This is a genomic window from Saccharopolyspora thermophila, assembly GCF_014646075.1.
Lineage (GTDB): Bacteria > Actinomycetota > Actinomycetes > Mycobacteriales > Pseudonocardiaceae > Saccharopolyspora > Saccharopolyspora thermophila.
This window is the reverse complement of the sequence record NZ_BMMT01000012.1, coordinates 31,954-56,262: the sequence shown is the minus strand read 5'-3', so window position 1 is coordinate 56,262 and position 24,309 is coordinate 31,954. Positions and strand designations below refer to the sequence as shown.

Below are 24,309 nucleotides of genomic sequence, written 5' to 3'. Positions count from 1 at the left end.
GCGCCCGCGCGCCGGGTGGGAACGCCGCGGCCGCGGGGTATGCCCAAAGCGTTCCGGAACCGCGAGCAGGGGAGTTCCCATGAGCACGGCAAGCACCATCCCCGGGTACACCTACGGCGAGCCGCAGGTGGCGCACTCGCCGGTCACGATGGCCGAGCTCGACGAGCTGAAGCAGACGCTGCTGTGGACGGCGGAGGACGACGAGGCGTTGCGCATGGTCGGCGACGTTCTCGCCGACCAGGTCAGTGACGTCGTGGCCACCTGGTACGACTACGTCGCGTCGCATCCGCACCTGGCCGCCTACTTCGCCCCACCGGGCGGTGCACCGGACCCGACATACCTGGAGCGGGTCCGGCCGCGGTTCGAGCAGTGGATCCTCGACACCTGCCGGCGGCCTCACGACCAGACGTGGCTGGACTACCAGCAGGAGATCGCACTGCGCCACACGAAGGCGAAGAAGGACCAGACCGACCACGTCGACGCCGTCGACCAGGTTCCGCTGCGCCACCTCATCGCCTTCATCTTCCCGATCACGGAAACCACCCGGCCGTTCCTGGCGCGCAAGGGCCACGGCCAGGACGACATCGAACGCATGCACCGGGCGTGGCTCAAGGCGGTCACCCTGGAGGTCGCGCTGTGGAGCCGGCCGTACGTGCGGGAGAACGCCTGGTGATCCGGCCGGACGCGCGGCGACCCAGGGTGCGCGCGCGGGAACGCGCCTAGCCTGTGGGAGTGGCGTCCGCCGGGCAGATGATCAAGCGGTGGGTGCTGGGGCGGCCCATTCGCAGCGACCGGCTCGGGCAGACGCTGCTGCCGAAACGGCTGGCGCTCCCGATCTTCGCCAGCGACCCACTGTCCTCGGTCACCTACGCCACGCAGGAGATCCTGCTGATCCTCTCCCTCGGCGGGCTCGCCGTGCTGCACCTGACCCCGTGGGTGGCGGCTGGTCAACGCCTTCGGCGTGGTCATGACCGCAGTCGTGCTCGTGGTGGTGCGGGCCACCAAGTTCAGCCACGGCGTCTACCTGGTGGTGATCGCGATACCGCTGCTGTTCCTGCTGATGCGCGGCATTCACCGGCACTACGGGCAGGTGCGCCGCGAACTGGAGCTGGAGGACGGCGGAATCACCCTGCCCAGCCGGGTGCACGCGGTGGTCCTGGTGTCCACAGTGCACAAGCCGACGCTGCGGGCGCTGGCGTTCGCCAAGGCCAACCGGCCGGACACCCTGACCGCGCTGACCGTCAACGTCGACGACGCCGACACGCACGTGCTGCGCGCCGAGTGGGAGCGCCACGACATCGACGTGCCGCTGAAGGTCGTCGAGTCGCCGTACCGGGAGATCACCCGGCCGGTCGTCGATCACATCAAGCGGATCCGCCGGGAGAGCCCGCGCGACCTGGTGTGCGTCTACATCCCGGAGTACGTGGTGGGCCGCTGGTGGGAGAACCTCCTGCACAACCAGAGCTCGCTGCGCCTGACGTGGCGGCTGCGCTTCGAACCGGGCGTGATGGTGGTCAGCGTGCCCTGGCAACTGTATTCCAGCCGCCGCCGCGACGTGGACCGCCGCCACCACCTTCCGGGCCACCTTCGTCGCGGCATCTCCCCGTGACTCCCGAGGCGAGGCACCCCGCACCAGCTCGGCGCGGGTCGTCGAGGTGTGGGGGTTGCGCGGCGGTCAGGCGGAGATCCCGGTGAGTTCGGCGAGGGCACGGTAGGACGCCAGCCGGTCCCGCGGGTCGTGGGCCGTCGTCGTCACCAGCAGCTCGTCGGCGCCGGTCCGATCATGCAGGGCCTTCAGCGCGAGCGCCACCTCGTGCGGGGTGCCGTACACGTGGCCCTGCAACGCGCGTTCGAACTCGGCGCGCTCGCGGTCGGACATCTCCCGCGCCAGCACCTGCTCCGGCGGCTCCAGCGGCGGGAACTCGCCGCGTGTCCGCGACTGCGCCAGCGCCCACGCCTCCGGCACCAGCAGCCGCCGCGCCCGCTCCGCGGTGTCGGCCACCGCGACCGACTTGGCGACGATCACGTACGGCTCGTCAGCCCACGCCGAGGGCCGGAAACCCGCTCGGTAGGCGTCGATGGTGCGCGCCATCCGCTCGTCGCCGCGCACCGCGGCGATCACCAGGGGCAGGCCGAACTCGGCGGCGAGGTCCGCACCCGACCCGGTGGCCAGCACGAACACCGGCAGTGGCACGCCCTCGGCGGCGACCGCGTGCACCCCGGGGTGCGCCTCCGGCCGCCCCACCAGGTAACCGAGCAGTTCGGCCAGCTGGTCACCGAACCCGTCGGCGGCGTCCTTGTCCCGCCCGAGCGCCCGCCGGATACCGCTGGTGAACCCGACCGAGCGGCCGAGCCCGACGTCGATGCGGCCGGGGAAGAGCGACCCCAGCACCCCGAACTGCTCGGCGACCACCAGCGGCTGGTGGTTGGGCAGCATCACGCCCCCGGTGCCGACCCGGATGCGGCTGGTCGCGGCGGCGACAGCGGCGGCCAGCACGGTCGGCGCCGACCCGGCGACCCCGGGCACGCCGTGATGCTCGGCCACCCAGAACCGGTGGTAGCCGAGGGCCTCGACCTCCTGCGCGAACCGGACGGTGTCGCGCAACGCCTGCTGCGGGCTCCGACCCTGGGAGAGGTGCGAGCGGTCCAGCACCGACAACCGTGCAGTCACATCTGGGTCAACGCCCGGCCCGCGGCGGGATTCCGGGCAGTGACGAGCGCGACTGCCGACGATCAGCCGCAGCGCCGCCCGGCCCGGCGTTCGCAGGCCGCCAGGTGATCGATCATCGCCGCCACCGCCTCGCGGTGCCCCGGGCTCAACCGGGTCAGGCGCTGCATCAGCTCCCCGGCCTCGGTGTTGCGCCAGTCGACCAGCTCGCTGAGCTGCGCGTCGACCCGCTGCGCCACCGCGTCGTCGAAGAAGTAGGCGACGGGCACCCCGAAGAACGCCGCCAGGGCCTCGATGGTGTGCTTGCGCGGGTTCGGCTGCTTGCCGGAGGCGAGCTGCTGCACGTAGGCGGCGGTCACCGCCCCTGGGTGGTCCCTGATGCCGGCCTCGACCTCCCGGTAGCTGTAGGGCCCGCGGTCGGCCGGATGCACGGTTTTGATCAGATGCCGCAGGCGCTCGGCGAAGGTTCTGCTGTCACGTCCGTCCATGGCTGCCCCCCGAAACGCAGCTGCCAACGGTGGATCGGCCATTCCTACCACGTGTCAACCGGTGTTGACAGCGTTGTAGGCTGTGTGTTTACAGTACTGATCCCGCCGTCAACAGCTGTATGCGGCGCGCCGGAGGGGGCACCGGCACGTGGGGGTGTGCCGGTAGCCCCGAGCCGCCTCGCGGCGACCGGAACCGCGTGGCACGTTGGGCCGGTGGAGTTGCAGGACGTGGCCCGCGAGCTGTACGGCACCGACCCGGCCGACTTCGTCTCCGAACGGGACCGGCAGGCCGCTGCCGCCCGCGACAGCGGGGACGAGGAACTCGCCGCTTCGATCCGCAAGCTCCGCAAACCCACGACCGCGGCGTGGGCGGTGAACCTGCTCGCCGCGCACGAACCGCGCGGCCTCGACGAGCTGCTCGACCTCGGCGACCGGATGCGCGCCGCGCAACGCGAACTGCGCGGCGACGAACTGCGCACCCTGGCCGCCGACCGCACCCGGCTGCTGCGCGCACTCACCGACCGGGCCGCGGATCTCGCGCGGGAACGCGGCCACCCGCTGGCCGACGCGGTGCGCGACCAGGTCGAGCAGACCCTCACCGCCGCCCTGTCCGAACCCGAAGCCGGACAAGCGGTGCGCGCGGGCACCCTGGCGAAACCCCTGACATACAGCGGGTTCGGGCTCGACGAACTGTCCTTGGTCGCCGTCCGGCGCAGCGCGACCACAGCACCCGCGCGAGCCGAACGCGACCGGCGCGCGACGGTGGAAGCCGGGGCCCGCACCGCCGAGCGGGAACGGCGTGTGCAGCGGGATCGGGAACGGCGCGCCAACGAAAAGCGCGAGCGGGACGAGCGCAGCGCGGTCGTGCGGGAGCTCCGCACGCGGCTGAAGTGCAGCGACCAGCAGCTCGGCGAGGCTGCGGACGCGGTCGAGAAGATCGAGCGCGCGCAGCGCGAAGCCGAGCAACGCCGCGCGCGGCTGCGGGCGGAACTCGAGCAGGTGGACGACGAACTGCGCGAACTGCGACGCCAGGCGAAAGCGGCGCGGCAGAGCCAAGAACGCGCGCAGCGGGACCGCGAAGCGGTCGCGGAACGGCTCAAGCGGGCCGACGTGCGCAAGCGCTGACCGCGTCTGCGACGAAAAGGTCACGATTCTCCGACCCGCGCGTTCGGTGACTTACCGTGTGCGCGCCGGTCGCCAGGTGGTGGTACGCAACACCGCGGGGACCGGTCCGACCCGCCAGCGACGAACGAGGGGTCCCCATGGCCAACCGCAACGAAGCGAGCCTTACCGGACCGGCGGAAGCATTCCCGGACAAGCACATCCCGCGCCCGCAGGTCGCCGACCTGCCCGAACCACCCAGCAGGCAATGGCGATTGATCGGCCCCGGCATCGTCGCCGCGGGCGTCGGCCTGGCCAGCGGTGAGTTCATCCTGTTCCCGTACATCACCTCGCAGGTCGGGCTGACGTTCGTCTGGGCCGCGCTGCTCGGTCTGGTGACGCAGTACTTCCTGAACATGGAGATCGAGCGCTACACGCTGGCGACCGGGGAAACCGCGGTCACCGGATTCAGCCGGCTGTGGAAGCACTGGGGCCTGGTGTTCGCGATCATGTGCTACTTCGCCAACCTGTGGCCGGCCTGGGCGACCAGTTCGGCGACCCTGGCGTCGTACGCGTTCGGCGGCAGCGTCCCGGTGATCAGCGTCGTGATCCTGGTCGTGGTGGCGCTGATCCTGACCCTGGCGCCCGCGGTCTACACCGCGCTGGAGCGCGCGCAGATGCTCAAGGTCGCGGCGGTCCTGCTGCTCATCGTGGTCGCAGCGCTGTTCGTCATCGGCGCCGACGCGTGGGCGGGTCTGCCGAAGGTGGTGACGCAGCCGGGATTCCCGGCCGCCGAACTGGGCTTCGCCCTTCTGATGGGGGCACTGGCGTTCGCCGGTGCCGGCGGTGGGCAGAACCTGGTGCAGAGCAACTGGATCCGTGACAAGGGCTTCGGCATGGGCCGCTACGTGCCGAAGATCGTCTCGCCGCTGACCGGCGAGGTGGAGGCCCGTGGCCAGGCTGGGTTCATCTTCCCGGCCACCGACGAGAACCTGGCGCGCTGGCGGGTGTGGTGGCGCTTCGCCAGCAAGGAGCAGTTGGTGACGTTCGTGCTCATCACGTTCCTGTCCATCGTGTTCATGTCGTTGCTGGCCTACGCCACGGTCTTCGGCAGCAGCGGCCTGTCCAACAACGTGTCGTTCCTGCGCGTCGAGGGCGAGCGGATGATGGCGCAGGCCGGGACGTGGTTCGGCTACTTCTTCTGGATCGTGGGCGCGTTCTCGATGTTCACCGCGGCGCTGGGCATCGTCGACTACACCAGCCGGCTGGCCGCCGACGTGCTGAAGACGACGTACTTCCCGAACGCCTCGGAAAGCAAGATCTACGCGGGCTTGGTGTGGGGCCTGGTGCTCATCGGCACGATCGTCGTCATCGCCGGGCTCGGCCAGCCGCTGCTGCTGGCGACGATCGCGGCGTGCACCGGCGGCGCCATGATGTTCCTGTACTCCGGCCTGCTGATCGTGATCAACCGCAGGATGCTGCCGGAGCAGATCCGGGTCCGCGGTTTTCGCCTGGTGGCCCTGGTCTGGTCGATCCTGCTGTTCGGCATCATGGCGGTCCTGACGGTGTACCAACAGCTCGACAAGCTCCTCGGCTGAGCCGGGAAGGGCCCGTTGGGAGCGCTGGGCACGTGAGAGGTGGGCCGGAGACGGAGAAGCCTCCGGCCGCGCGGGTCGGAGGCTCCGCCGGACCGGGGGTGCTGTGCTCCACGTGCCAGCGCGAAGCGCCCGGCCGGCACCCCCAGGGTAGCGCTCAACCGCCTTGGTCCGCATCGCCCCAACCACCGCCACCTGGGGTTTCGATGCGGACCCTGGTGCAGCGGCGCAGCGGCCAGGTGCCCTTGGCGGCCAGCGTCTGCTCGGAGCCGTCGGGGTGCACCAGGACGTTGCGCCCGGTCGCCCCCGGCCCACCGCCCCGCGCGCCGCGGGGAGCGTGGGTGCGCCGTTCGGACTGGATGGTGAGCGTGCAGTCGGTCAGGGCCTCGATCTCCCGCACCAGGCCCTCCCCGCCGGGGTGCCGTCCCGCGCCACCGGAGCCGGACCGCAGCTCGTAGCGCCACACGCGCAGCGGGTAGTCCAGCTCGACCGCCTCGGCCGGGGTGTTCTGGGTGTTGGTCATGCCCGTGTGCACCCCGGACATGCCGGGCCGGGCGGGCGTGCCGCCCTCGCCGCCGCCGAGCGTCTCGTAGTAGCTGAACGCCGGTTCGCTGCCGCCGATGAGCAGGTTGTTCATGGTGCCCTGGCTACCCGCCGGGACGCGGTCCGGGATGGCCTGGGCGAAGGCGCCGAGCAGCACGTCCACGATGCGCTGGCTGGTCTCCACGTTGCCGGCCGCGGTCGGTGCCGGGAACACCGGGTTGACCACGGTGCCCTCCGGGGCGGTGACGTGCAGCGCCCGGTAGCACCCGGCGTTGGGCGGCGCGTCCGGGTCGGTGAGCACGCGAAACACGAACATCGAGGCCGACAGCGTCACCGCGAACACCGCGTTGCAGTTCACCGGCACCTGCGCCGCGGTGCCGTCGAAGTCCACCGACACCTCGTCACCGGTCACGGTCACCGCCGCCCGGATCGGCACCCCGTCGCCGATCTCCAGCGAATCCTCGCAGCGGTAGCAGCCGTCGGGGATGTCGCGGATGGCCGCGCGCACCCGCCGGTCGGAGTAGTCGCACACCGCGGCCATCGCCGTCCGCAGCCGCTGCGACCCCATCCGCCGGGCCAGTTCCCGCAACCGCACCGACCCCACGTGGTTGGCCGCGAACTGGGCGCGCAGGTCGCCGCGGCGTTCCCCGGGGGTGCGGGAGTTCGCCGCGATCAGCCGCACGACGTCGACCCGCTCGCCGTCGGCGTCGGCGACGAGCACCGGCGGGATGCGCACCCCCTCCATGGCGATCTCGGTCGCGGTGGCCGGCATCGAGCCCGGCGCGGCCCCGGCGACGTCGGCGTGGTGCGCCCGGTTGGCGACGTAGCCCAGCAACCGGTCGCCGTAGCCGACCGCGGCCACGATGGTCAGGTCGGGCAGGTGGGTGCCGCCCAGGTACGGGTCGTTGACGCACACCTGGTCGCCGGGCCGCAGCTCGCCGAACGTGTCCAGCACGGCCCGGACGCTGGCGGGCATCGCGCCCAGGTGCACCGGGATGTGCTCGGCCTGCGCCACCATCTCGCCGTCGGCGTCGAACACCGCGGCCGAGCAGTCGGCGCGTTCCTTGATGTTCGGCGAGTAGGCGGCCCGGCGCAGCGCCACGCCCATCTCGTCGGCGACCCCGGCCAGGGCGTGCCGGAAGACCTCCAGCTCGACCGCGGACAGCTCGCTCATACCCACCGCACCACCAGGTTCCCGGCCGCGTCCACCACGGCCACCTCGGATTCGTCCAGCAACGTCGTCGTGTCCGGTTGCTCGATCAGGGCCGGGCCGGGGACCTCGTCGCCCGGCCGCAGCGCGGCCCGCGGCACGATCCCGGCGCGCACCACCCGGTCACCGATGCCGATCTGCCGGTCCGGCCGCCGCGTGGCCGCGCCCTGGTCCCACTCCTGCGGCGGCTCGGGCAGGACCGGCTCGCCGCGCGCGACCACCCGCAGGGTCACCACCTGGACCTGTTCGTCGCGCATCTCGTACCCGTAGGACTCGTGGTGCGCTCGGTGCAGCAGCTCGGCGAGGTCGGCCGGTTCCTCGACGTCGACGCGCAGCTCGTGGGACTGGCCCGCGTACCGCATGTCGGCCACTTTGGACAAAGTGATTCCCGTTGCCACGCCTTGCTTTTCCAGTTCCCGGCGCGCTTCGTCGGCCAGCTCGGCCCAGCTGGTCGACAGGTCCTGCCCGGCGTCGGCCAGCACGGTCCGGGAGGACTCGAAGCGCGGCGGAGCCAGCAGCAGGCCCAGCGCGCTGAGCACGCCGGGCGCTGGCGGCACCACGACCGCCCGGCAGCCCAGTTCCCGCGCCAGCGCGGTGGCGTGCAGCGGGCCCGCGCCGCCGTAGGCGACCAGCGCCAGGCCCGCCGGGTCGACCCCGCGTTCGGTGCTGACCCGGCGTAGCGCCCGCGCCATCGTCGCGCGCACCACCGCCAGCACCCCGGAGGGCGGTTCCGGCAGCGTGTCGAGGGCGCGGCGGGCCGCGTCGACGTCCAGCCGCAGGCCGCCGCCCAGCACCCGCTCCGGGTCCAGGTGCCCCAGGGCGCAGTGCGCGTCGGTCACCGTCGGCTCCACACCGCCGAGCCCGTAGCAGGCCGGGCCGGGATCGGCGCCCGCCGAGCGCGGGCCCACCCGCAGCGCGCCCCCGGTGTCCACCCAGGCGATCGAGCCGCCACCGGCGCCGACGGTGTGGATGCCGACCGAGGGCGTGCGGAACGGCAGGCCCGCGATCTGGGCGGACGTGGACACCTCCGGGTGCCCGTCGCGCACCAGGCACACGTCGGTGGAGGTGCCGCCCATGTCGAAGGCGATCGCGTCGTCGAACCCGGCGGAGCGCGCCACGGCCCCGGCCGCCACCACCCCGGCGGCCGGGCCGGACAGCAGCGTGTGCACGGGAGAGGAGGCGGCGAAGTCCACCCCCGCGGTGCCGCCGCTGGAGGTCATCACCGTGATCGTCGGCTGTGGCAGCCGGCTGGTGAGGTTGGACAGGTAGCGGCGCATCACCGGCTCGACGGCCGCGTTGAGTACGCACGTCGAGGCGCGTTCGAACTCGCGGAACTCGGGCAGCAGCGCGCTGGAGCGGGTGATCGGCACGCCCAGGTCGGCCAGCGCCGCGCACAGCCGACGCTCGTGCTCGTCACGGGCGTAGGAGAACAGCAGGCTGACCGCGACCGACTCGGGCCGCAGCCGCCGGACCGCGGCGACGACCCGGTCGATCTCGTCGTCGGTGAGCGGGATGATCGCCTCGCCGCGCGGACTCGTCCGCTCCCTGACGGTGACGACCATGTCCCGCGACACCAGCGGCTCGGGCCGGGTGGCGGTGAGGTCGTAGAGCGCGGGCCGGTTCTGCCGGGCGATCTGCAGCACGTCGGTGAACCCGTCGGTGGTGACGAACACGGTGCGGGCGATCTTGCGCTCCAGCACGGCGTTGGTGGCCGTGGTACTGCCGTGCGCCAGCAGCCGCAGCGAGCCGTCGGGCAGACCCTCCGCAACGCCGCGCTGCACGCCCTCGGCCTGGTTCGCGGGAGTGGTGGGCACCTTGACGGCCCGCGGCCGGCGCCCGGGGCAGTGCACGACCACATCGGTGAACGTGCCCCCGACGTCCACTCCGGCGCAGGTCTCGGACAGCCCTGGCATCACCATTCCCCCAGGGCCATCATCCCGCAGCCCGAGCCCTCCGGCAGCGCACCGGCCGCCACGCTGCGGTCGTTGGTCGTCGACGAGCAGCCGCGTCAGCGCCGCCCCACCGGCAGCGGCGCGATCCGGCCGCGGCGCGGCAACTTCTGCCATGGCAGGCGCGCCCCGGACAGCGCGGTGATCACCGACTGCACCACGACCAGGTACATCACCTGCCGGTACACCACCTGTTGCAGCGGCAGCGACAGCAGCGGGCGCAACCGCTCGCCGTCCAGCCGGAACGCGATCACCGCGGGCACCGCCTGCAGCAACAGGAACCCGAGCCAGGTGGCGGCGACGGTCGTCGCGTCCTGGGCGAACAGCGCGAACACCGCCGTCACGTCCACCACCGGCGCGATCACCTGCAGCCCCACCTGGAACAGCAGCAGGTAGGGCAGCCCGCGCCGACCCAGTCGACCGGCCGCACCGCGCTCCACCACCGCCCGCCGGTGCTTCCACACCGCCTGCAGCGTCCCGTAGCACCAGCGGTACCGCTGCTTCCACAGCTGCCCGAAGGTGGCCGGTGCCTCCGTCCAGGACAGGGCCCGCTCCTCGTAGGCCACCCGCCACCCGTCGCGCTCCAGGGCCATGGTCAGGTCGGTGTCCTCGGCGAGGGTGTCGTCGCTGACCCCACCGGCCTGCTGGATCGCCGACCGCCGGAACGCGCCGAGCGCGCCGGGCACCGTCGGCGTGCAGTGCAGCACGTCATACAGCCGCCGGTCGAGGTTGAACCCGACTACGTACTCCACGTGCTGCCAGCGCCCGAGCAGCCGACCGCGGTTGCCGACCTTGACGTTGCCGGCGACGGCGCCGACCGTGGCGTCGGTGAAGTGCGCCACCAGCCGGCCGACCGCCTCGGGTTCGAGCACCGTGTCGCCGTCGACCATGACCACCAGCTCGGAGTTCGCCGCGGCCAGCCCGGTGTTCAGCGCGGCGGCCTTGCCCGCGTTCTGTTGGCGGACCAGCCGGACGCGCGGGAACCGCCGCTGCATCCGCTCGACGATCTCGGCGGTGCGGTCGGTGGAACCGTCGTCCACCACGATTACCTCGACCGGGTGGTCGGAGGCCAGGATCGAGCGCACCGTGTTCGCGATCCCGGCCTCCTCGTTGTAGGCCGGGACGATCACGCCGATCCGCTGGCTGATCTGCCAGGGCGCCGTCCACCGGCGGGCGCGGCGGGCGTGCAGCGGTGCGACGATAAGCACCAGGAGCAACCGCAGCGCGGCCAGCGCGGTCGCGACCACGAGCAGCACCCGCAGCGCGCCCGCCAACCAGCCGGAGACCTGCACGGCGGCGATGAACAGCGCGCCGCCGACCCGGTCGACGATGCGGGCCTGGTTCATCGTCGCGGGCAGCCGGAACACCCCGCCCACCGAGTCGACCCGCCATCCGGTGCGCTGCAGCTGCGGGAGCAGCCGGTCCAGGGCCGCGGCGGTGTCCGGGCCGACCGCGTCGTGCATCAGCAGCACCGCGCCGCAGTCGTCGTGCGGTGTCGAGTTGGCCAGCACCGCGTCCAGGCCAGGACGGCGCCAGCCCTGGGAATCGAGGTCGGCCAGCACCACCTGTCGCCCGTGGTTGCCGATGCGCAGGATCGCGTTCCACGCGTCGTGGTCGAGCGAGCCGCTGGAGGTGTAGGGCGGTTGCACGAGGTTGGCGGTGACCCCGGCCGCCCCGGCCAGGGCCAGGTCGGTGGCCTGCAGCTCCAGCTGGACGCGGCGGTCCCCGACCCCGCGCAGGTCGATGCCCGACGTGGTGCGGTTGCCGAGTTCGTGCCCGGCGTCGAGGATGCGCCGGACCAGGTCGGGGTGTTGCGCGGCGCGGGCGCCGGAGACGAAGAACGTGGCGCGCACGCCGTGCCTAGCCAGCACGTCCAGGACCTGCGGCGTCCACTGGGGATCGGGGCCGTCGACGACGGTCAGCGCCAGGGTGCGCGGCGGCGGGTGCCGCACCGTCGGCTCGCGCGGGTCGATGATCGACCCGCCGGCGTAGGCCGCCGGAGGCACGAACTGGCGGGACCCGCTGGGGCGGTCTCCCCCGTCGCGGGGGCCGGTGATGAGGACGTCCAGTCCGAGCAGGCCGCACAGCACGACGAGCACGGTGCCGAGCAGCAGCCAGTGCGCTCGGGGGCTTCGGGGGGTGGGGGCGCGGCGGGTTATGGTCCTGCCTCGCTCAGGGGTTCGGGGACGTGGCATCCGGGACGGGGGCCAGCGGCGGTGCCGGCGCGCGGGAGTCGAGCATGGCCGCGACGAGCAGCAGCCCGAGGCAGGCCAGCACGGCGGTGGAGACCAGGGCGAGGGCGCGCAGCGCGCGTCGGCGGCGCCCGCTGGTGTCGACGAAGACCGGCCGCACCGGCCGGTGCAGGCGGCGGACGCGGCGGTCCGGGGTGACGGCGAGGACCTGCCGACCGGGTCGGGGCACCGGTCTGCCGCGTCCGGTGTGGACGGTGACCAGCGGCAGGTCCGGACGGTGCCTGGCACCGGCGCGGTGCGAGCCGCGGCGGGTCCCGGGACGGTCTCGGCGGGGCACGCCGTACGCGGTGTTCGACGACAGCGTGCTGGCCGACGGCGCCGCGCTGTACGCCGAACTCGCCGTGCGGCGCCTGGCGGTCACGGGCTGAGTACCGCCGGCGGGATCGGGCGGTCCTGCGCCAGCGCGGCGAACAGCGCGGCGGAGCGCGGTTCGTCCCAGCGCAGGACGGTGCCGATCCCGGGCAGGTCCCCGCCGTCGCGGGTGGGCACCGTCGCGGTCATCAGGCCCCGGCCCGCGCTGGCCGCCCGGTAACCGAGCAGCCCAGGTCGGCCAGGCCGTCGCGGTCGGACACGGTGACCAAATCGGTCGACCGCCACACCAGCGGCACCGAACGCAGCGGGTTGGCCAGCACGTCTCTGCTGGTGGCCCGGTTCAGCAGGGCGATCAGGAACTGCCGCTGGTGCTCGGCGCGTTCCAGGTCGCCGCGTTCGAAGGCGCGGGTGCGCACGAAACCGAGCGCCTGCGCGCCGGTGAGCTGCTGGCACCCGGCGGGCAGCACGAGGAGGCTGCCGTTGTCGATGCACGACCTGCAACACCGGGGCGTCCGGCTGCGGCGCGACCTGCACGCCGAGCCGGAGATCGGGCTGCGCCTGCCGCGCACCCAGCAGAAGGTTCTTGCGGCGCTGGACGGCCTGCCGCTGGAAATCAGCCTCCGCTGGTGATCCGGCAGCACCGCTCGTGGCGGCGCATGCACGCTGAAATCGTCGCGGAGAACCCGCCACCGCGCAGGAAACAGTCACCACCCCGCTGGACCGGCCCCGACGGCACCGTGCACATAGCCACAAGGGAATCCGAGCGGCTGCCGACCACACCGCTGCGCACCGCTGAGCGATGCACACAACCCGCGAGACCTGGAGGTACTGAACTTTTTGTTTTGGCTACGGCAAGATGCTTCGTCCATCAGGGACGGATGCGTTGCATGCTGCTTCCCGGTACGCCTGCGAGAGCGCGTCGAGGAGTTCGTCGGAGACGTCGTGGACGGTGCTGCCTTGGCGGATCGTGGTTCCGATCAGGGCCTCGACGATGGGAATGCTGTTTGGCGCGAGGCGCTCGAACGTACTGCGCGAGAGCGTGATGTAGCAGACCTTGATGTCTTTATAGACGGTGACGAGGCCATGTTTCCCGTCAAGTCGGGGTTGTAGCGTGGTTTTGACTTGCCCTGGTAGGTGTACAGGGTGGTGAGACCGTCACGGGCCAATTGTTCTGCCCAATCGGTGAGCCTGTGCAGCAGTTTGTGTTGTGCGGCGGGCGCGTCGGCGATGACTGCACGGAAGGCCGTGGAGCCAGGGTGGAGGACTCTCCTGCCTGCCGGTTGAGTGCTTCGGCGTCGGAGAGTGCCCTGGATCGGGGAGCTGGTTCGACGCGCTGGGGTACGACGATGTGTTGACCGTTGATCTGGTACGAGGTGACGGTGATGAGGTCGATGATGAGCTTGTCCGTAACCGACTGGAGATAACCGGTGAGCTGGACGAGTTCGTCTGGCGCTTCGTCCAGCACGATGACGAGCCGCAAGTTTCCTTCGGCCAGGCTGTGTGCGAGACCATCGCTGAATGCTTGTGCGTCGACGGTGTGTTCCTGATCCTCCTCAACGGCGTTGAGGACCGTCTCGCAGCCCAGTTCTGCGAGATCTCGGTCAAGGATCTGGCCTTCCAGTTGGCGAGGGAGGAGGCCCTGTAGGTGGGCGGCGTAGGAGAGCACCTGGGCCACCACGGCACGCCGGGCTTCTGAGTTGTCGGCGAGCTTGACCTCGATGATGACCAGTCGTCCGGACGATTCGACTGCGATGAGGTCGGCATAACCGTTCCCGAGACGCACCTCGCTGCCGAGGACCGTGAGCCTCGGTGCGCCGGCGAGGGGAAGCATCTGCGGCGCCTGCTTCACCAAGTCGTGCAGGACGCGTTCGGCAGGGTATTCGCTCGGCGTGAGAAAACCCCAGCGCCCGTTCTCATCGCATGTCCAGATCGCTGGCACGCACCAAGGCTGTCTGATGCGGACCTCGCTCTGGTCGAAGTCATCCCGGATGAAGGAACTCACTCGGTAACAGGGTGCCCCGCACCCAGCACCTCCAGGGTGGCACCGAAAGCGGGTTTACGCCCCGGAATGGCGGGTGAAGGGCACCGTCGATCCGGTCAGTTGGGCAAGAGTGCTGCTCGCTCCGCGATGACCGTCTGTTCAGGCGAAGGGTTTCGGGCTGTCGAACCGCTGGCGGACCTCTTCGGCGACGCTCGGGTTCCCTGCCGCGTCGATCAGCTTCGCGAACCGGCTCGCAGTCAGATCCCGCACGGGGTTGTCGCGGTGGAGGCCGATCTTGTCCAGCAGGATTCCCACGTGGTCGCTGGGAGTCTTGGTGCCGTGCATGAGCTTCTGGTAGATGCCCGCGAGCACCGCGAAGAACAGCGGCACCGTCACCCACGCCGACCACTCCAGCAGCAGGCCCAGTAGCAGCGGCAGCAGCGCGGCCATCGCGAGTCCGGTGTAGAGGGTCCTGTTCTCCTGACTCATCGAGCAACCTCCTCGGGAGTCCGGGGGTACACGTAGTCGTCTGTCTGCAGTCCCTGCGCCCTGTCGATCAACTGCGACAGCCACGCCGCGACCTCGGGACGCCCCTGCGCGCAATGGCTCCAGTCGCGGGCGGTCACGTGCAGCGAGCCGAGCAGGTGCAGGTGGTGTCGGGCTGCGTCGACGAGGATGCCCAACACCGCGTCGTACGGGGCCACCTGACCGGCTGCCGCCAGCCAGTCGCACACGCGCTGGCCGACGAGGTCAGGGCGGGCCAGCATCGCGGTGTGCCAGCAGAACACCAGCTGAGGTCGGACCGTGCCGTCAACGAACAGCGGTCGCCGACCGTTGGTGTCCGACAGCAGGCGAGGGTCCGCCAGGTCAAGGAACAGGAGCACGTCGGCGGGCCACTGCTCGTCCCTGTCGAATGCCTCCACCAACCTCTGCAGTAGCAGCCGGAGCAGGAGCCGGTTGTTGGCGATGAGGTCAGCGATGGCCTGACGCGCGGACGGGTTGCCGAGGCCGTCCTCCCGCCGGGCCCGGTTGTGCAGCCGGACGAGCGCCTGCGACGGGTACTTCGGCGCGATCACCTCGGTGCAGACGTCGACGAGGACCTGGCCGACGTCGGCGGAGAGGTCGTCACGCCGCGACCACTCGTACACCAGGCGCCGGAAGAACGACCCATGCCGCTCGTCCTCGAGCCCCCGCACGAGCGCCCGGACACCGAAGTCCCAAAGCGGATTCGGACGCCTGTTCTGGTCCGGAAACAACCATCTCTCGACCAGCCAGCTCACATGGCCCGGGCACTTCGTGCGCAGCGATTCCGCGACGACGCGGTCCACCATGTTCTTCCGGTCGCGCTGAGCGAACAGCCCGTCGCGGATGATGTGGTCGACCCACTGGCAGAACTGCCTGCGGAGGTCGGGGTAGTTGTCCCAGAAGTACTCCCGCACCGCTTGGTCGTACTGGAACTTGCCGAACTCGACGCGGTCGTCGGCATCGACCTCAATGTGCATCTGGCGGAGCTGATCGCGGAAACCGTCCTGCTCCAGCCGTGGGTCCTCGTCCTCGTCGAGCGCCAGGATCTTCACGAGATCGTGGGAGGCGAAGAACACCGCGTCAGTGGACGCACCGCGGCACATGCCCGCAGCCAGCAGCACCGTCCGCGGCCTTCCACGCCAGTGCTTCTGCACCTGATCGGCCACTTCACCGCCGCGCTCCGTACGGACGGAGATGGCCTCATTGAGCCAGGTTTCGACGTTGCCGTCCCGGCTCTCGTCGCTGGCGGCCACCACGAGCCTCGCCAGGTCGGCGATCTCGGCCATGGAGGCGGTGAGGTGCCGCCTGACGTCGGTCGCGGCCAGCAACCGCATCGGCAGATCGATCTGCTCCGCGCTCAGGTGCGCGCGAAGCACCTCGCCGCCGTCCGGCCGATCGATGCGCACGATGTGTTTGGCCAGCTCCGAGTCCACGTGGTGTTGGAGGGAGTCGGGGACCACGACGACCAGATGGGCCTGCGCCTGCTGGAGCCTCGTTCGGAAGTGGTTCAGCTCGCGCTGCCGGGCCCGGAACACGCCCTCCGTGCTGTCGGTGAGGTCGAGAACCAGCTTGTGCCGGTTGAGGATTTTGACATCAGCCAGCGCTTGGAGCCCCGCGGCTTCGTCGTCGAGGACCGTGAAGGGGGTGTGGTCGTCCGCGATCCTGTGTAACAGGATCTTCGCCGCCGTGCGACGTCCGCTACCGGGCGGTCCGGTGAGCAGGACGGTGCGGGTCGTGTCCAGCACGTTCGACGCCTTGCCGAGGTTCGGCGGGGAGACGAACCGCCGCTTGAGCCAGAGCAGGTCGCCCTTGAGCGTCAACCGAGGGCCGCGGGCCTGCTCCCTGACGCTCTCACGAGTGTTCAGGTAGATGTACTGGTCGCCCGGACCCGTGTTGATCGGTCCGTGCACTTCGTGGAACTCGTTGTGGGTCTCGCTCACCGGTCGTCCTCCAGTCCGGTGCCGACGTTCTGCTGGATGCCGCCGAATTGCGGACCGGCGATGTAGTTCGTCCGGTCACCGGTGAAGACCTGCTGGTTGCCCGACCCGGTGTGCACGGGGCCGTTCACTCGCCCGAACTGGTTGACGACAGAGCCGCCGTTGATCTGGCCGGCTTGGACCATGTCGCCGTTCACCTGGCCATGGTTGATGTTGTAGACCGGGCTCGTGGTCGGGGCCTGCTCCGGTTTCGGATCGGACAGACCGGGGACCAGGTCCACGAGTTCCTCGGCGATCTGCTTCAGGCTGGCTTGGTCGTTCCCGGTGTCGTAGACGAGGGACTGCAGGTCCGCGAGGAACGCCAGTGCCTTCGGAAGCTTCTTCGCGTCCAACCGCTCTGTCCTGCGCCCGACCAGGATGGGGATGATGCGTGCGCCTGATCGCCTGGCGTTGAGAATTTCCCTGCGGGTCCAGTCGTTCTTGTTCTCCAGCGCTCGATTGCCGTCGCGGTCCGCTGCGTCGAGCCAGCCCGGCCCGATCAGCGCGAGCAGCGCCCGGGAACCGGAGGAAGCGTTCTGCAGGTGGTGTTTGTAGTTGTCACCGGGGCGGATCGACTTGCTGGCGCGGAACGTGCATCGGTCACCGAACCGGTCCGACAGGTAGCGCTCAATGTGCGCTGCCGCTTGCTCGCAGTCGCCGGTGCGGTAGTTGATGAAGATTTCGGGCACAGCGGTACCTCGCTTTCGGGTGGTGGGAGGGGTTCGTCAGGCGATCTCGTGGTGCAGGGAGGCCGTGAGGCGCGGCTGGAGTTCGCGCACCGACCTGGCTGTGTGGAAGCGGGAGAGGGTGCGGGCGAGGCGGCGCAGGTCGGTGATGATCGTGGCGGAGCTGACCGCGTCCACGACGCCGAGCACCTCGCTGATCAGCGCACACGCGTGATCGACGTTCCCGGCGGCCGCATGCGCGAGTGCGCGGCGCACGCCGTAGCGCGCCTGGGAGCGGAGGGCGTGCGGTGGCACGCGTTGGATCTCGCGGTCCAGGATCTCGGTCGCTTCGCGCACCCGGCCCAGGTCGTGCAGGCACCACCCGGTGACCATCGCGACCGGGTCGGCCAGGTTCGCCGTGCCGAGCACCGGTCCGTTGTCCGGGGTTGCCGCGCTGAGCAGTTCACGGGCGCGGTCCAGGCTGCGCATGCAGGCGTTGTATTCCCCGGCCAGGGCGTGGCCCTGCGCCTCGCGCTGCGCGGCCAACCCGCGGATGCGGGCCGTGGTCGCGGTGGTCTGCGCCTGACGCGCCAGGTCGATCGTCTGCCGTGCGTCCTCGCGATACAGCGTCACCAGCGCGCGCCGCACCAGCGAGTACGCCGCGAGCGTGCGGTCCTGCCCGGCGTCGGCCAGCTCCACCGCCCGGTCGGTCCACCACAGCGCGGCGCGCTCGTCACCCGACTCCTGCGCCATCCACCCCGCGAACTCGGCATACCGGGCGCCCAGCGCGAGCAGTTCCTGGCGTTCCCGAGGCCGCGCCCGGGCCGCCAGCTCGCGCACCGTGTGCGTCTGGGCGATGAGCCCGGGCAGCACCACCGCGGGGCTGGCGGTTTGCCCGAGGCTCCGGAACTGGTCGAACATGGTCCGGAACGCCGCGGTGGTGGTCGCCTCCGCGGCGACCGCGTGCCCACCGCCCATCCCGAAGGAGAGCACCGAGGCCGCGCCCGCGGCCAACACCTGCCTGCGGTCCACCGGTCGGAACCAGCTCCTGCCGTCGGATGCCAGAGCCATCACCCACACCTCACCGTCGCCGTCTGCTTCGGGCAGCGGTGCATCCGAGGACTGCGCGGGCACCAGCCGGGCCAGTTCGCCACCGGCGTCCAGCACGTCGTCGCAGCGCCGGGCGAAATCCGGTGTCGGTTGTTTCCGGCCGGTTTCGATCTTGCTGAGATATCCCTTGCTGTAATGCGCCAGTCCCGCCATGCGGGTCAGGGAGAGACCAGCGGCAATGCGCAGTCTTCGGAGCTCCGCCCCGAACAGTGTGGACCGTTGTTCCACATCGTCCTCCCGGTTTCCCGTTGCCCGCTTCAGCGGGCCCGGGGAAACGGCTGTTCGTTCCGATCGGCTCTCGGTCAGGGTGAAACGCACAGGGCCTCCCGCATTCTCGGGGGACCACCGGCAGACCCTAGGAGAAGAGATGATCAAGGACGAGTCCGTTCGGGAAACCGCACCCGAACAGTGCAATCCGGCCGGCGACTCCGTGTTCGGTCGGGTGTTACGCACGCTTCTGTTCACCGCCGCGCAGGTGTGGGCGGGCGGCGTTCTCGCTGGTGCGGGTCTCGCCGGCGCCGCGTCGTTCGCGCTGGCGCTGGTGCTGTCCGCCGCTTTCCTCGCCACCTTCGACGCGTGGCGGGAAATGTTCCTCCACGTGGTTGAGCGCCGCATGCCGAGGCATTCTGGCGGAATCCGCGATTCAGCGGTCGAAGAATAGCGGGGTTTCCTGTTTCCTGTTGTGCTGGGCGACGGGAAACGGTCAGTGCGGTCGGTTTTCGGCGAGGAGGGCTTCGGCTGCTTTCGCGTCCGTGATGAGGGTTGTCACCAGGCCCGAGCGGAGGACCGCCGCTATTGCCCGGGCTTTCGGTTCGGTGTAGCCGAGGGCGATCACCTCGGGAATGCGGGCGAGCAGGTCGTGCGGGATCGCCAGGACGTGGTGCGCCAGTCCGGTGGACAGCGCGTTGCCCTCGGCGTCGAACAGACGGGCCGCCACCTCGGCCGCCGCACCGCGGCGGCCGATCGCCTCGCGTTCGGCCGGGCTCAGCGCGTCGTAGACCGTCGACTCGCCCGGCTGCCAGGCGCCGATGCTGACCACCGCCTTGGTCAGGTGCTGGAACTGGTCGAAGGTTTCGGCGATGCCCGGCTGGCGGCGCAGGATGTCGGTGGTGCGCCGGTCCGGCAGCACCAGCGGACCGTAGATGGGGTAGGCGGTGCCGCCGGTGGCGTCGGCGACCCGGCTGACCGTCTCCACCGACCGGTCGCGCATGTCCATGCCCGCCTGCACCCCGCACAACTGCACGATCGGGCAGCGTGGCAACGACCGGATCGATTCGGCTATCGCGTTCACCGACCGTGCCCACGCCAGGCCGATAACGTCACCGGGGACGGCGATCTCGCTGAGCAGCTGGGCGGCGAGGGCGCCGATCCGCTTGCGTAGCTCCGGGCGCTCGGCCCTGCTCTGCGCTCGATTGAGCACCAGCACGCGGCGCAGGCCGTAGGCCGCGCGGATCTCCTCCGACAGCGCCACGTCGACCGGGAACGGCAGGTCGAACTCGATCCGCACCAGGCCGTTTTCCAGCGCTGATGTCAACATCCGGGCCACCTTGAACCGGCTGATGCCGAACTCCTCGGCGATCTCCAGCTTCGACCGGCCCTGGACGTAGAAACGGTGTGCCACGGCGGCCGAGGTGATGGTGTCGGCGAGACCCGCCCTGCGGGGTTGCTTGCTCATATGAGCACTTTAGCGCGAGATTCGGCCGAAAAGTTGACGCAACCGCGCGGTAACCCCTTCAATGCTCGGCAAGTTCTGCACGTGGTCATCAAGCACGTGCTCTTCTGAGCAGACTGGAACGGGGTGTCATGCGCGCCGCAATCGTGGACCAGCCGGGCTCGGTGCGGGTCGGTGACGTGCCGGACCCGAAACCGGGGGACCGGCAGTTGCTGATCAGGGTGGGTGCCTGCGGCATCTGCGGCACCGACCTGCACATCGCTGACGGGCACTTCCCACCCACGCCCTACCCGATCGTGCCCGGCCACGAGTTCGCCGGGGAGGTCGTCGAGCTGGGGCCCGACGTGCCCGGCGACTGGCGGGTCGGCGACCGGGTCGCCGTCGACCCCTCGCTGTTCTGCGGCTACTGCACGCCCTGCCGCTCCGGCCACGGCAACCTGTGCGCGAACTGGGGCGCCACCGGCGACACCGTCAACGGTGCGTTCGCCGAGTACGTCGCCGTCCCCGCGGCCACCTGCTACCGGATGCCCGACGAGATGACCTGGCAGCAGGGCGCCCTCGTCGAGCCGGTGTCCTGCGCGGTGCACGGCGTCCGGCAGATCGGCGTCGAGGCCGGTGAGCGGTTCCTCGTGGTGGGGGCGGGAACGATGGGGCTGCTGATGCAGCAGCTGCTCCAGCGCGCCGGGGCGCACGTCTCGGTGGTGGACCGCAACACCGCACGGCTGCCCCGGGCCGAGCAGCTGGGCGCCGCCGCGGTGGCCGCGTCCGTCACCGAGCTCGACGAGCGCTTCGACGCGGCCGTGGACTGCACCGGCGCCGCCCCGGCGATCGAGGCGGCGTTCGACTCCCTGCGCCGCGGTGGTCGCCTGCTGGTCTTCGGCGTCGCCCCGGCCGAGGCGCGCGTGTCGCTGTCGCCGTTCCGGATCTACAACGACGAGATCAAGATCATCGGTTCGATGGCCGTGCTGCACAGCTTCGGCGCCGCCCTCGACCTGGTCGCCACCGGCGCCGTCGACCCCGACGCGCTACTCACCGACACGCTCCCGCTGGAGGAGTTCCCCGCCGCGCTGGACCTGATGCGCCGCGGCACCGGGCTGAAGGTGCAGATCATTCCTGGAGGTGCCGATGCGTAGTCGGCTGGCGTTGCTCCTGATCGCCGCGCTGCTGGCGCTCACCGGCTGCGCGGGCGCCGGGACCCTCGGCTCCGGCGAGCAGACCCTGGTCATCGCGATCGTGTCGAACCCGCAGATGGAGGACGCGATCGCGCTGTCCCACGAGTTCGAGCGCGACAACCCCGGCATCTCGCTGAAGTTCGTGCAGCTGCCGGAGAACCAGGCGCGCGCGAAGATCACCGCCTCCACCGCCACCGGGGGCGGCGAGTTCGACGTGGTGATGATCAGCAACTACGAGACGAAGCAGTGGGCGGCCAACGGCTGGCTGGAAAACCTGCAGCCCTACCTCGACCCCGCCTACGACGCTGACGACTTCATCCCCAGCATCCGCGAGTCGCTGTCCTACCAGGGCTCGATGTACGCGGTGCCGTTCTACGGCGAGTCGTCGTTCCTGGCCTACCGCAAGGACCTCTTCGAGCAGGCCGGGCTGACCATGCCCGAGCACCCCACCTGGCAGCAGATCGCCGAGTTCGCCGCGCGGCTCGACGACGACGAGAAGGGCATCGCCGGGATCTGCCTGCGCGGCAAGCCCGGGTGGGGCGAGAGCCTCGCCCCGTTCAACACCGTCGCCAACACCTTCGGCGCGCGCTGGTTCGACGAGAACTGGAACGCGCAACTCACCTCGCCGGAGTTCCGGGCCGCCGCGGAGTTCTATGTGAACCTGGTCCGCGAGCACGGCGAGGTCGGCGCCTCCAGCTCCGGCTTCTCCGAGTGCGGCACCGCCTACGGCCAGGGCCAGGCCGCGATGTGGTATGACGCGACGGTCATGGCCGGCACCAACGAGGACCCGGCGAGCAGCAAGGTCGTCGGCAAGTCCGGGTACGTGGCCGCCCCGGTGGAGCGGACCCCGAGCAGCGGCTGGCTCTACACCTGGGCGCTGGCGATGCCCAAGGTCACCGAACACAAGGACGCCGCGTGGCGGTTCATGCGCTGGATGACCAGCAAGGAGTTCGTGCGCGAAGTCGGCACCACCTTCGGCTGGAACCGGGTGCCGCCGGGCTGCCGCCGGTCCACCTACGACATCCCCGAGTACCAGCAGGCCGCGCATGCCTACGCCGCGGCCACGCTCGAGGGCATCGACCGCGCGCAGCAGCGCAACACCATGCTGCACCCGGTGCCCTACCCGGGGATCCAGTTCGTCGGAATCCCGGAGTTCCAGGACCTCGGCACCCGTGTCAGCCAGCAGTTGTCCGCGGCCATTGCCGGGCAGATCAGCGTCGACGAAGCGCTGCGGCAGTCCCAGGAGTACGCCGAGTCGGTCGGCCAGTCCTACCGGGAGACGCGATGACCCAGACTCTTTCGCCGGCTCCGGCCAGACCCGCCGCGGCGCGCAAACCCACCGGCGCATGGTCGTCGGCGGCCTGGCTGCGCCGGGCGCCGCTGATGCCCGCGCTGGTGTTCACCATCCTGGTGACGCAGATTCCGTTCCTGCTCACGGTGTTCTACTCGTTCCAGTCCTGGAACCTGGTGCGCCCCGGGTCTCGGCACTTCGTCGGGCTGCGCAACTACGTCGACGTCTTCGCTGACAGCCAGTTCCGCGGCGCGATGCTCAACACCGTCGTGCTGACCGTGGTCTGCGTGCTGGTCGCGATGCTGCTCGGCCTGGGGCTGGCGCTGCTGCTGGACCGCCAGTTCCTGGGCCGGGGCGTGGTGCGGACGCTGCTGATCACGCCGTTTCTGATCCTCCCGGCGGCGGGGGCGCTGCTGTGGAAGACGACGATGTTCCACCCGACCTTCGGGCTGCTGGGCTTCGTGTTCGGCACGGACGTCGACTGGCTGTCGCAGTACCCGCTGGCCTCGGTGATGGCGCAGATCATCTGGCAGTGGACGCCGTTCATGATGCTGCTGATCCTGGCGGGGCTGCAGGCCCAGTCGAAGGAGGTGCTGGAGGCGGCGGCCGTGGACGGCGCGGGCCGGTGGCGCACCTTCGTCTCGATCACCCTGCCGCAGCTGAGCCGCTACCTGCAGCTGGCCGTCCTGCTGGGGGCGATCTACGTCGTCAACAGCTTCGACGCGATCTTCCTGATGACCCAGGGCGGACCGGGCACCGCCAGCACGAACCTGCCGTACTACATCTACCAGCGCGCGTTCGAGGGTTTTGACGTCGGCCAGTCCTCGGCGATGGGCGTGATCGTGGTGGTGCTGACGCTGATCGTGGCGACCTTCGCGCTGCGGTTGATGTTCCGGACCTTCGGCGTGAGCGAGGTGCGATGATGCGGACCGGTAACCCCCTCGGCCGGTGGGCGTTGACCGCCTTCACCTGGCTGGTCGCGATCCTGTTCGTGTTCCCGCTGTTGTGGATGGTGCTCACCGCGTTCAAGCAGGAGGCCGACGCCTACACCGACCCGCCGCGCCTGGTGTTCACCCCGACGCTGGAGCAGTTCGCCGGCATCCTGGAGCGCGGGTTCCTGCCGTACCTGGCGAACTCGGCGTTCGTCACGGTGGTGTCCACACTGCTGGTGCTGCTTTTGGCGGTCCCGGCGGCGTACGCGCTGTCGATCTCGGCGGTCCCGGGAACGCGCAACGCGCTCGGGTTCTTCCTGTCCACCAAGATGCTGCCGATCGTGGCGGCGATCATCCCGCTCTACGTGATCGCGCAGAACCTGAAGCTGCTCGACAACGTCTGGGCGCTGGTCGTGCTCTACACGGCCATGAACCTGCCGCTGGCGATCTGGATGATGCGCTCGTTCTTCCTGGAGGTGCCCAAGGAGATCGTGGAGGCGGGGCGCGTCGACGGCGCGTCGCTGCCGACCCTGCTGTTCCGCGTCGTCCTGCCGGTGGTCGCCCCCGGCATCGCCGCCACCGCGCTGGTGTGCGTGATCTTCTCCTGGACGGAGTTCTTCTACGCGGTCAACCTCACCGCGGCCCAGGCGGGCACGGTGCCGGTGTTCCTGGTCGGCTTCATCACCAGCGAGGGTCTGTACTGGGCGCAGCTGTCCGCGGCGGCCCTGCTCGCCTCGCTGCCCGTGGTGGTCGTCGGCTGGGCGGCGCAGAACCACCTCGTCCGGGGCCTGTCCATGGGCGCGGTGAAGTAGCGCGGACCAGGACTTGCGACCCTCGACTCCGGCCGCGTCGGTGCCACCCTGGGGC

At 70.6% G+C, this 24,309-nt stretch carries 23 protein-coding genes and 1 pseudogene; 10 read left to right on the top strand and 14 right to left on the bottom strand.

Features of this window, described 5'->3' with window-relative positions:
- Nucleotides 1-79 precede the first annotated feature (79 nt).
- On the top strand, nt 80-673 hold the full coding sequence (locus IEY17_RS16980) for a protoglobin domain-containing protein (RefSeq protein ID WP_188988865.1): 594 nt from the start codon (nt 80-82) through the stop codon (nt 671-673).
- A 294-nt stretch (nt 674-967) separates the two neighbouring features.
- Nucleotides 968-1,609 (top strand): hypothetical protein, encoded by a 642-nt coding sequence (locus IEY17_RS16975; RefSeq protein WP_373289895.1) that lies wholly within the window; start codon nt 968-970, stop codon nt 1,607-1,609.
- 66 nt (nt 1,610-1,675) lie between these two features.
- Here IEY17_RS16975 and IEY17_RS16970 read toward each other — a convergent pair whose 3' ends face one another.
- Nucleotides 1,676-2,671, bottom strand: a complete 996-nt coding sequence (locus tag IEY17_RS16970; protein ID WP_188988863.1) for an LLM class flavin-dependent oxidoreductase — start codon at nt 2,669-2,671, stop codon at nt 1,676-1,678.
- A gap of 62 nt (nt 2,672-2,733) precedes the next feature.
- Complete coding sequence (locus IEY17_RS16965; RefSeq protein ID WP_188988861.1) at nt 2,734-3,156, bottom strand: helix-turn-helix domain-containing protein; 423 nt, start codon at nt 3,154-3,156, stop codon at nt 2,734-2,736.
- 213 nt (nt 3,157-3,369) lie between these two features.
- Here IEY17_RS16965 and IEY17_RS16960 point away from each other — a divergent pair, with 213 nt between their 5' ends.
- A complete protein-coding gene (locus tag IEY17_RS16960) occupies nt 3,370-4,281 on the top strand; it encodes a hypothetical protein (RefSeq protein ID WP_188988859.1) in 912 nt (303 codons plus the stop codon).
- Between the two features lie 137 nt (nt 4,282-4,418).
- Entirely contained in the window at nt 4,419-5,855 is a 1,437-nt protein-coding gene (locus tag IEY17_RS16955) for an Nramp family divalent metal transporter (RefSeq protein WP_188988857.1), read from the top strand.
- A gap of 154 nt (nt 5,856-6,009) precedes the next feature.
- On the opposite strand, the gene IEY17_RS16950 is transcribed toward IEY17_RS16955, so the two are convergent.
- The 6 genes from IEY17_RS16950 to IEY17_RS16925 form a co-directional block, all read right to left on the bottom strand.
- Nucleotides 6,010-7,569, bottom strand: coding sequence for a hydantoinase B/oxoprolinase family protein (locus IEY17_RS16950; RefSeq protein WP_188988855.1), 1,560 nt, complete (start codon nt 7,567-7,569; stop codon nt 6,010-6,012).
- Nucleotides 7,566-9,518, bottom strand: coding sequence for a hydantoinase/oxoprolinase family protein (locus IEY17_RS16945; protein WP_188988853.1), 1,953 nt, complete (start codon nt 9,516-9,518; stop codon nt 7,566-7,568). The genes IEY17_RS16950 and IEY17_RS16945 overlap by 4 nt, the downstream gene beginning before the upstream one ends.
- Nucleotides 9,519-9,613: 95 nt before the next feature.
- Nucleotides 9,614-11,653 carry a bifunctional polysaccharide deacetylase/glycosyltransferase family 2 protein gene (locus tag IEY17_RS16940; protein ID WP_229680247.1) on the bottom strand — a complete coding sequence of 680 codons (2,040 nt, stop codon included), beginning with the start codon at nt 11,651-11,653 and terminating at the stop codon, nt 9,614-9,616.
- A 73-nt stretch (nt 11,654-11,726) separates the two neighbouring features.
- Entirely contained in the window at nt 11,727-12,167 is a 441-nt protein-coding gene (locus tag IEY17_RS16935) for a hypothetical protein (protein ID WP_188988849.1), read from the bottom strand.
- Nucleotides 12,164-12,307 carry a hypothetical protein gene (locus tag IEY17_RS16930; protein ID WP_188988847.1) on the bottom strand — a complete coding sequence of 48 codons (144 nt, stop codon included), beginning with the start codon at nt 12,305-12,307 and terminating at the stop codon, nt 12,164-12,166. Before IEY17_RS16930 ends, IEY17_RS16935 begins: the two co-directional genes overlap by 4 nt.
- The gene (locus IEY17_RS16925) at nt 12,307-12,585 is read right to left on the bottom strand and encodes an LCP family protein (protein WP_188989095.1); all 279 of its coding nucleotides are present in this window, start codon (nt 12,583-12,585) and stop codon (nt 12,307-12,309) included. Before IEY17_RS16925 ends, IEY17_RS16930 begins: the two co-directional genes overlap by 1 nt.
- Nucleotides 12,586-12,604: 19 nt before the next feature.
- Here IEY17_RS16925 and IEY17_RS16920 point away from each other — a divergent pair.
- Nucleotides 12,605-12,739, top strand: a pseudogene (locus IEY17_RS16920) (amidohydrolase); the annotation flags it as partial.
- Nucleotides 12,740-13,211: 472 nt separating this feature from the next.
- On the opposite strand, the gene IEY17_RS16915 reads toward IEY17_RS16920, so the two are convergent.
- The 5 genes from IEY17_RS16915 to IEY17_RS16895 all read right to left on the bottom strand — a co-directional run bounded on the left by IEY17_RS16915 (nt 13,212) and on the right by IEY17_RS16895 (nt 18,603).
- Complete coding sequence (locus IEY17_RS16915) at nt 13,212-14,120, bottom strand: hypothetical protein (protein WP_188988845.1); 909 nt, start codon at nt 14,118-14,120, stop codon at nt 13,212-13,214.
- A gap of 138 nt (nt 14,121-14,258) precedes the next feature.
- Nucleotides 14,259-14,588: a hypothetical protein gene (locus IEY17_RS16910; protein ID WP_188988843.1), complete on the bottom strand. Its 330-nt coding sequence runs from the start codon at nt 14,586-14,588 to the stop codon at nt 14,259-14,261.
- The gene (locus IEY17_RS16905; protein ID WP_188988841.1) at nt 14,585-16,564 is read right to left on the bottom strand and encodes an ATP-binding protein; all 1,980 of its coding nucleotides are present in this window, start codon (nt 16,562-16,564) and stop codon (nt 14,585-14,587) included. Before IEY17_RS16905 ends, IEY17_RS16910 begins: the two co-directional genes overlap by 4 nt.
- A complete protein-coding gene (locus IEY17_RS16900; RefSeq protein WP_188988839.1) occupies nt 16,561-17,289 on the bottom strand; it encodes a toll/interleukin-1 receptor domain-containing protein in 729 nt (242 codons plus the stop codon). The genes IEY17_RS16905 and IEY17_RS16900 overlap by 4 nt, the downstream gene beginning before the upstream one ends.
- Nucleotides 17,290-17,325: 36 nt before the next feature.
- Nucleotides 17,326-18,603 (bottom strand): NsdA family TPR-like regulatory protein, encoded by a 1,278-nt coding sequence (locus tag IEY17_RS16895; protein WP_188988837.1) that lies wholly within the window; start codon nt 18,601-18,603, stop codon nt 17,326-17,328.
- Nucleotides 18,604-18,742: 139 nt separating this feature from the next.
- On the opposite strand from IEY17_RS16895, the gene IEY17_RS16890 reads away from it, so the two are divergent.
- Complete coding sequence (locus IEY17_RS16890) at nt 18,743-19,036, top strand: hypothetical protein (RefSeq protein WP_188988834.1); 294 nt, start codon at nt 18,743-18,745, stop codon at nt 19,034-19,036.
- Between the two features lie 42 nt (nt 19,037-19,078).
- On the opposite strand, the gene IEY17_RS16885 is transcribed toward IEY17_RS16890, so the two are convergent.
- Nucleotides 19,079-20,050 (bottom strand): sugar-binding transcriptional regulator, encoded by a 972-nt coding sequence (locus IEY17_RS16885; RefSeq protein WP_188988832.1) that lies wholly within the window; start codon nt 20,048-20,050, stop codon nt 19,079-19,081.
- A gap of 128 nt (nt 20,051-20,178) precedes the next feature.
- Here IEY17_RS16885 and IEY17_RS16880 point away from each other — a divergent pair, with 128 nt between their 5' ends.
- The 4 genes from IEY17_RS16880 to IEY17_RS16865 are packed head-to-tail and all read left to right on the top strand — an operon-like array spanning nt 20,179 to nt 24,254.
- Nucleotides 20,179-21,180: a zinc-dependent alcohol dehydrogenase family protein gene (locus IEY17_RS16880; RefSeq protein ID WP_188988830.1), complete on the top strand. Its 1,002-nt coding sequence runs from the start codon at nt 20,179-20,181 to the stop codon at nt 21,178-21,180.
- Nucleotides 21,173-22,507: an ABC transporter substrate-binding protein gene (locus IEY17_RS16875; protein WP_188989070.1), complete on the top strand. Its 1,335-nt coding sequence runs from the start codon at nt 21,173-21,175 to the stop codon at nt 22,505-22,507. Before IEY17_RS16880 ends, IEY17_RS16875 begins: the two co-directional genes overlap by 8 nt.
- Nucleotides 22,504-23,433, top strand: coding sequence for a carbohydrate ABC transporter permease (locus IEY17_RS16870; protein WP_188988828.1), 930 nt, complete (start codon nt 22,504-22,506; stop codon nt 23,431-23,433). The genes IEY17_RS16875 and IEY17_RS16870 overlap by 4 nt, the downstream gene beginning before the upstream one ends.
- Nucleotides 23,430-24,254, top strand: coding sequence for a carbohydrate ABC transporter permease (locus tag IEY17_RS16865; protein WP_188988826.1), 825 nt, complete (start codon nt 23,430-23,432; stop codon nt 24,252-24,254). The genes IEY17_RS16870 and IEY17_RS16865 overlap by 4 nt, the downstream gene beginning before the upstream one ends.
- Nucleotides 24,255-24,309 lie beyond the last annotated feature (55 nt).

Coding starts and splice junctions, on each gene's coding strand:
- IEY17_RS16885 (WP_188988832.1), bottom strand. CDS start 20,050: ATGAGCAAGCAACCCCGCAGGGCGGGTCTCGCCGACACCATCACCTCG.
- IEY17_RS16965 (WP_188988861.1), bottom strand. CDS start 3,156: ATGGACGGACGTGACAGCAGAACCTTCGCCGAGCGCCTGCGGCATCTG.
- IEY17_RS16865 (WP_188988826.1), top strand. CDS start 23,430: ATGATGCGGACCGGTAACCCCCTCGGCCGGTGGGCGTTGACCGCCTTC.
- IEY17_RS16875 (WP_188989070.1), top strand. CDS start 21,173: ATGCGTAGTCGGCTGGCGTTGCTCCTGATCGCCGCGCTGCTGGCGCTC.
- IEY17_RS16870 (WP_188988828.1), top strand. CDS start 22,504: ATGACCCAGACTCTTTCGCCGGCTCCGGCCAGACCCGCCGCGGCGCGC.
- IEY17_RS16975 (WP_373289895.1), top strand. CDS start 968: ATGACCGCAGTCGTGCTCGTGGTGGTGCGGGCCACCAAGTTCAGCCAC.
- IEY17_RS16880 (WP_188988830.1), top strand. CDS start 20,179: ATGCGCGCCGCAATCGTGGACCAGCCGGGCTCGGTGCGGGTCGGTGAC.
- IEY17_RS16980 (WP_188988865.1), top strand. CDS start 80: ATGAGCACGGCAAGCACCATCCCCGGGTACACCTACGGCGAGCCGCAG.
- IEY17_RS16955 (WP_188988857.1), top strand. CDS start 4,419: ATGGCCAACCGCAACGAAGCGAGCCTTACCGGACCGGCGGAAGCATTC.
- IEY17_RS16890 (WP_188988834.1), top strand. CDS start 18,743: ATGATCAAGGACGAGTCCGTTCGGGAAACCGCACCCGAACAGTGCAAT.
- IEY17_RS16950 (WP_188988855.1), bottom strand. CDS start 7,569: ATGAGCGAGCTGTCCGCGGTCGAGCTGGAGGTCTTCCGGCACGCCCTG.
- IEY17_RS16930 (WP_188988847.1), bottom strand. CDS start 12,307: ATGACCGCGACGGTGCCCACCCGCGACGGCGGGGACCTGCCCGGGATC.
- IEY17_RS16945 (WP_188988853.1), bottom strand. CDS start 9,518: ATGCCAGGGCTGTCCGAGACCTGCGCCGGAGTGGACGTCGGGGGCACG.
- IEY17_RS16910 (WP_188988843.1), bottom strand. CDS start 14,588: ATGAGTCAGGAGAACAGGACCCTCTACACCGGACTCGCGATGGCCGCG.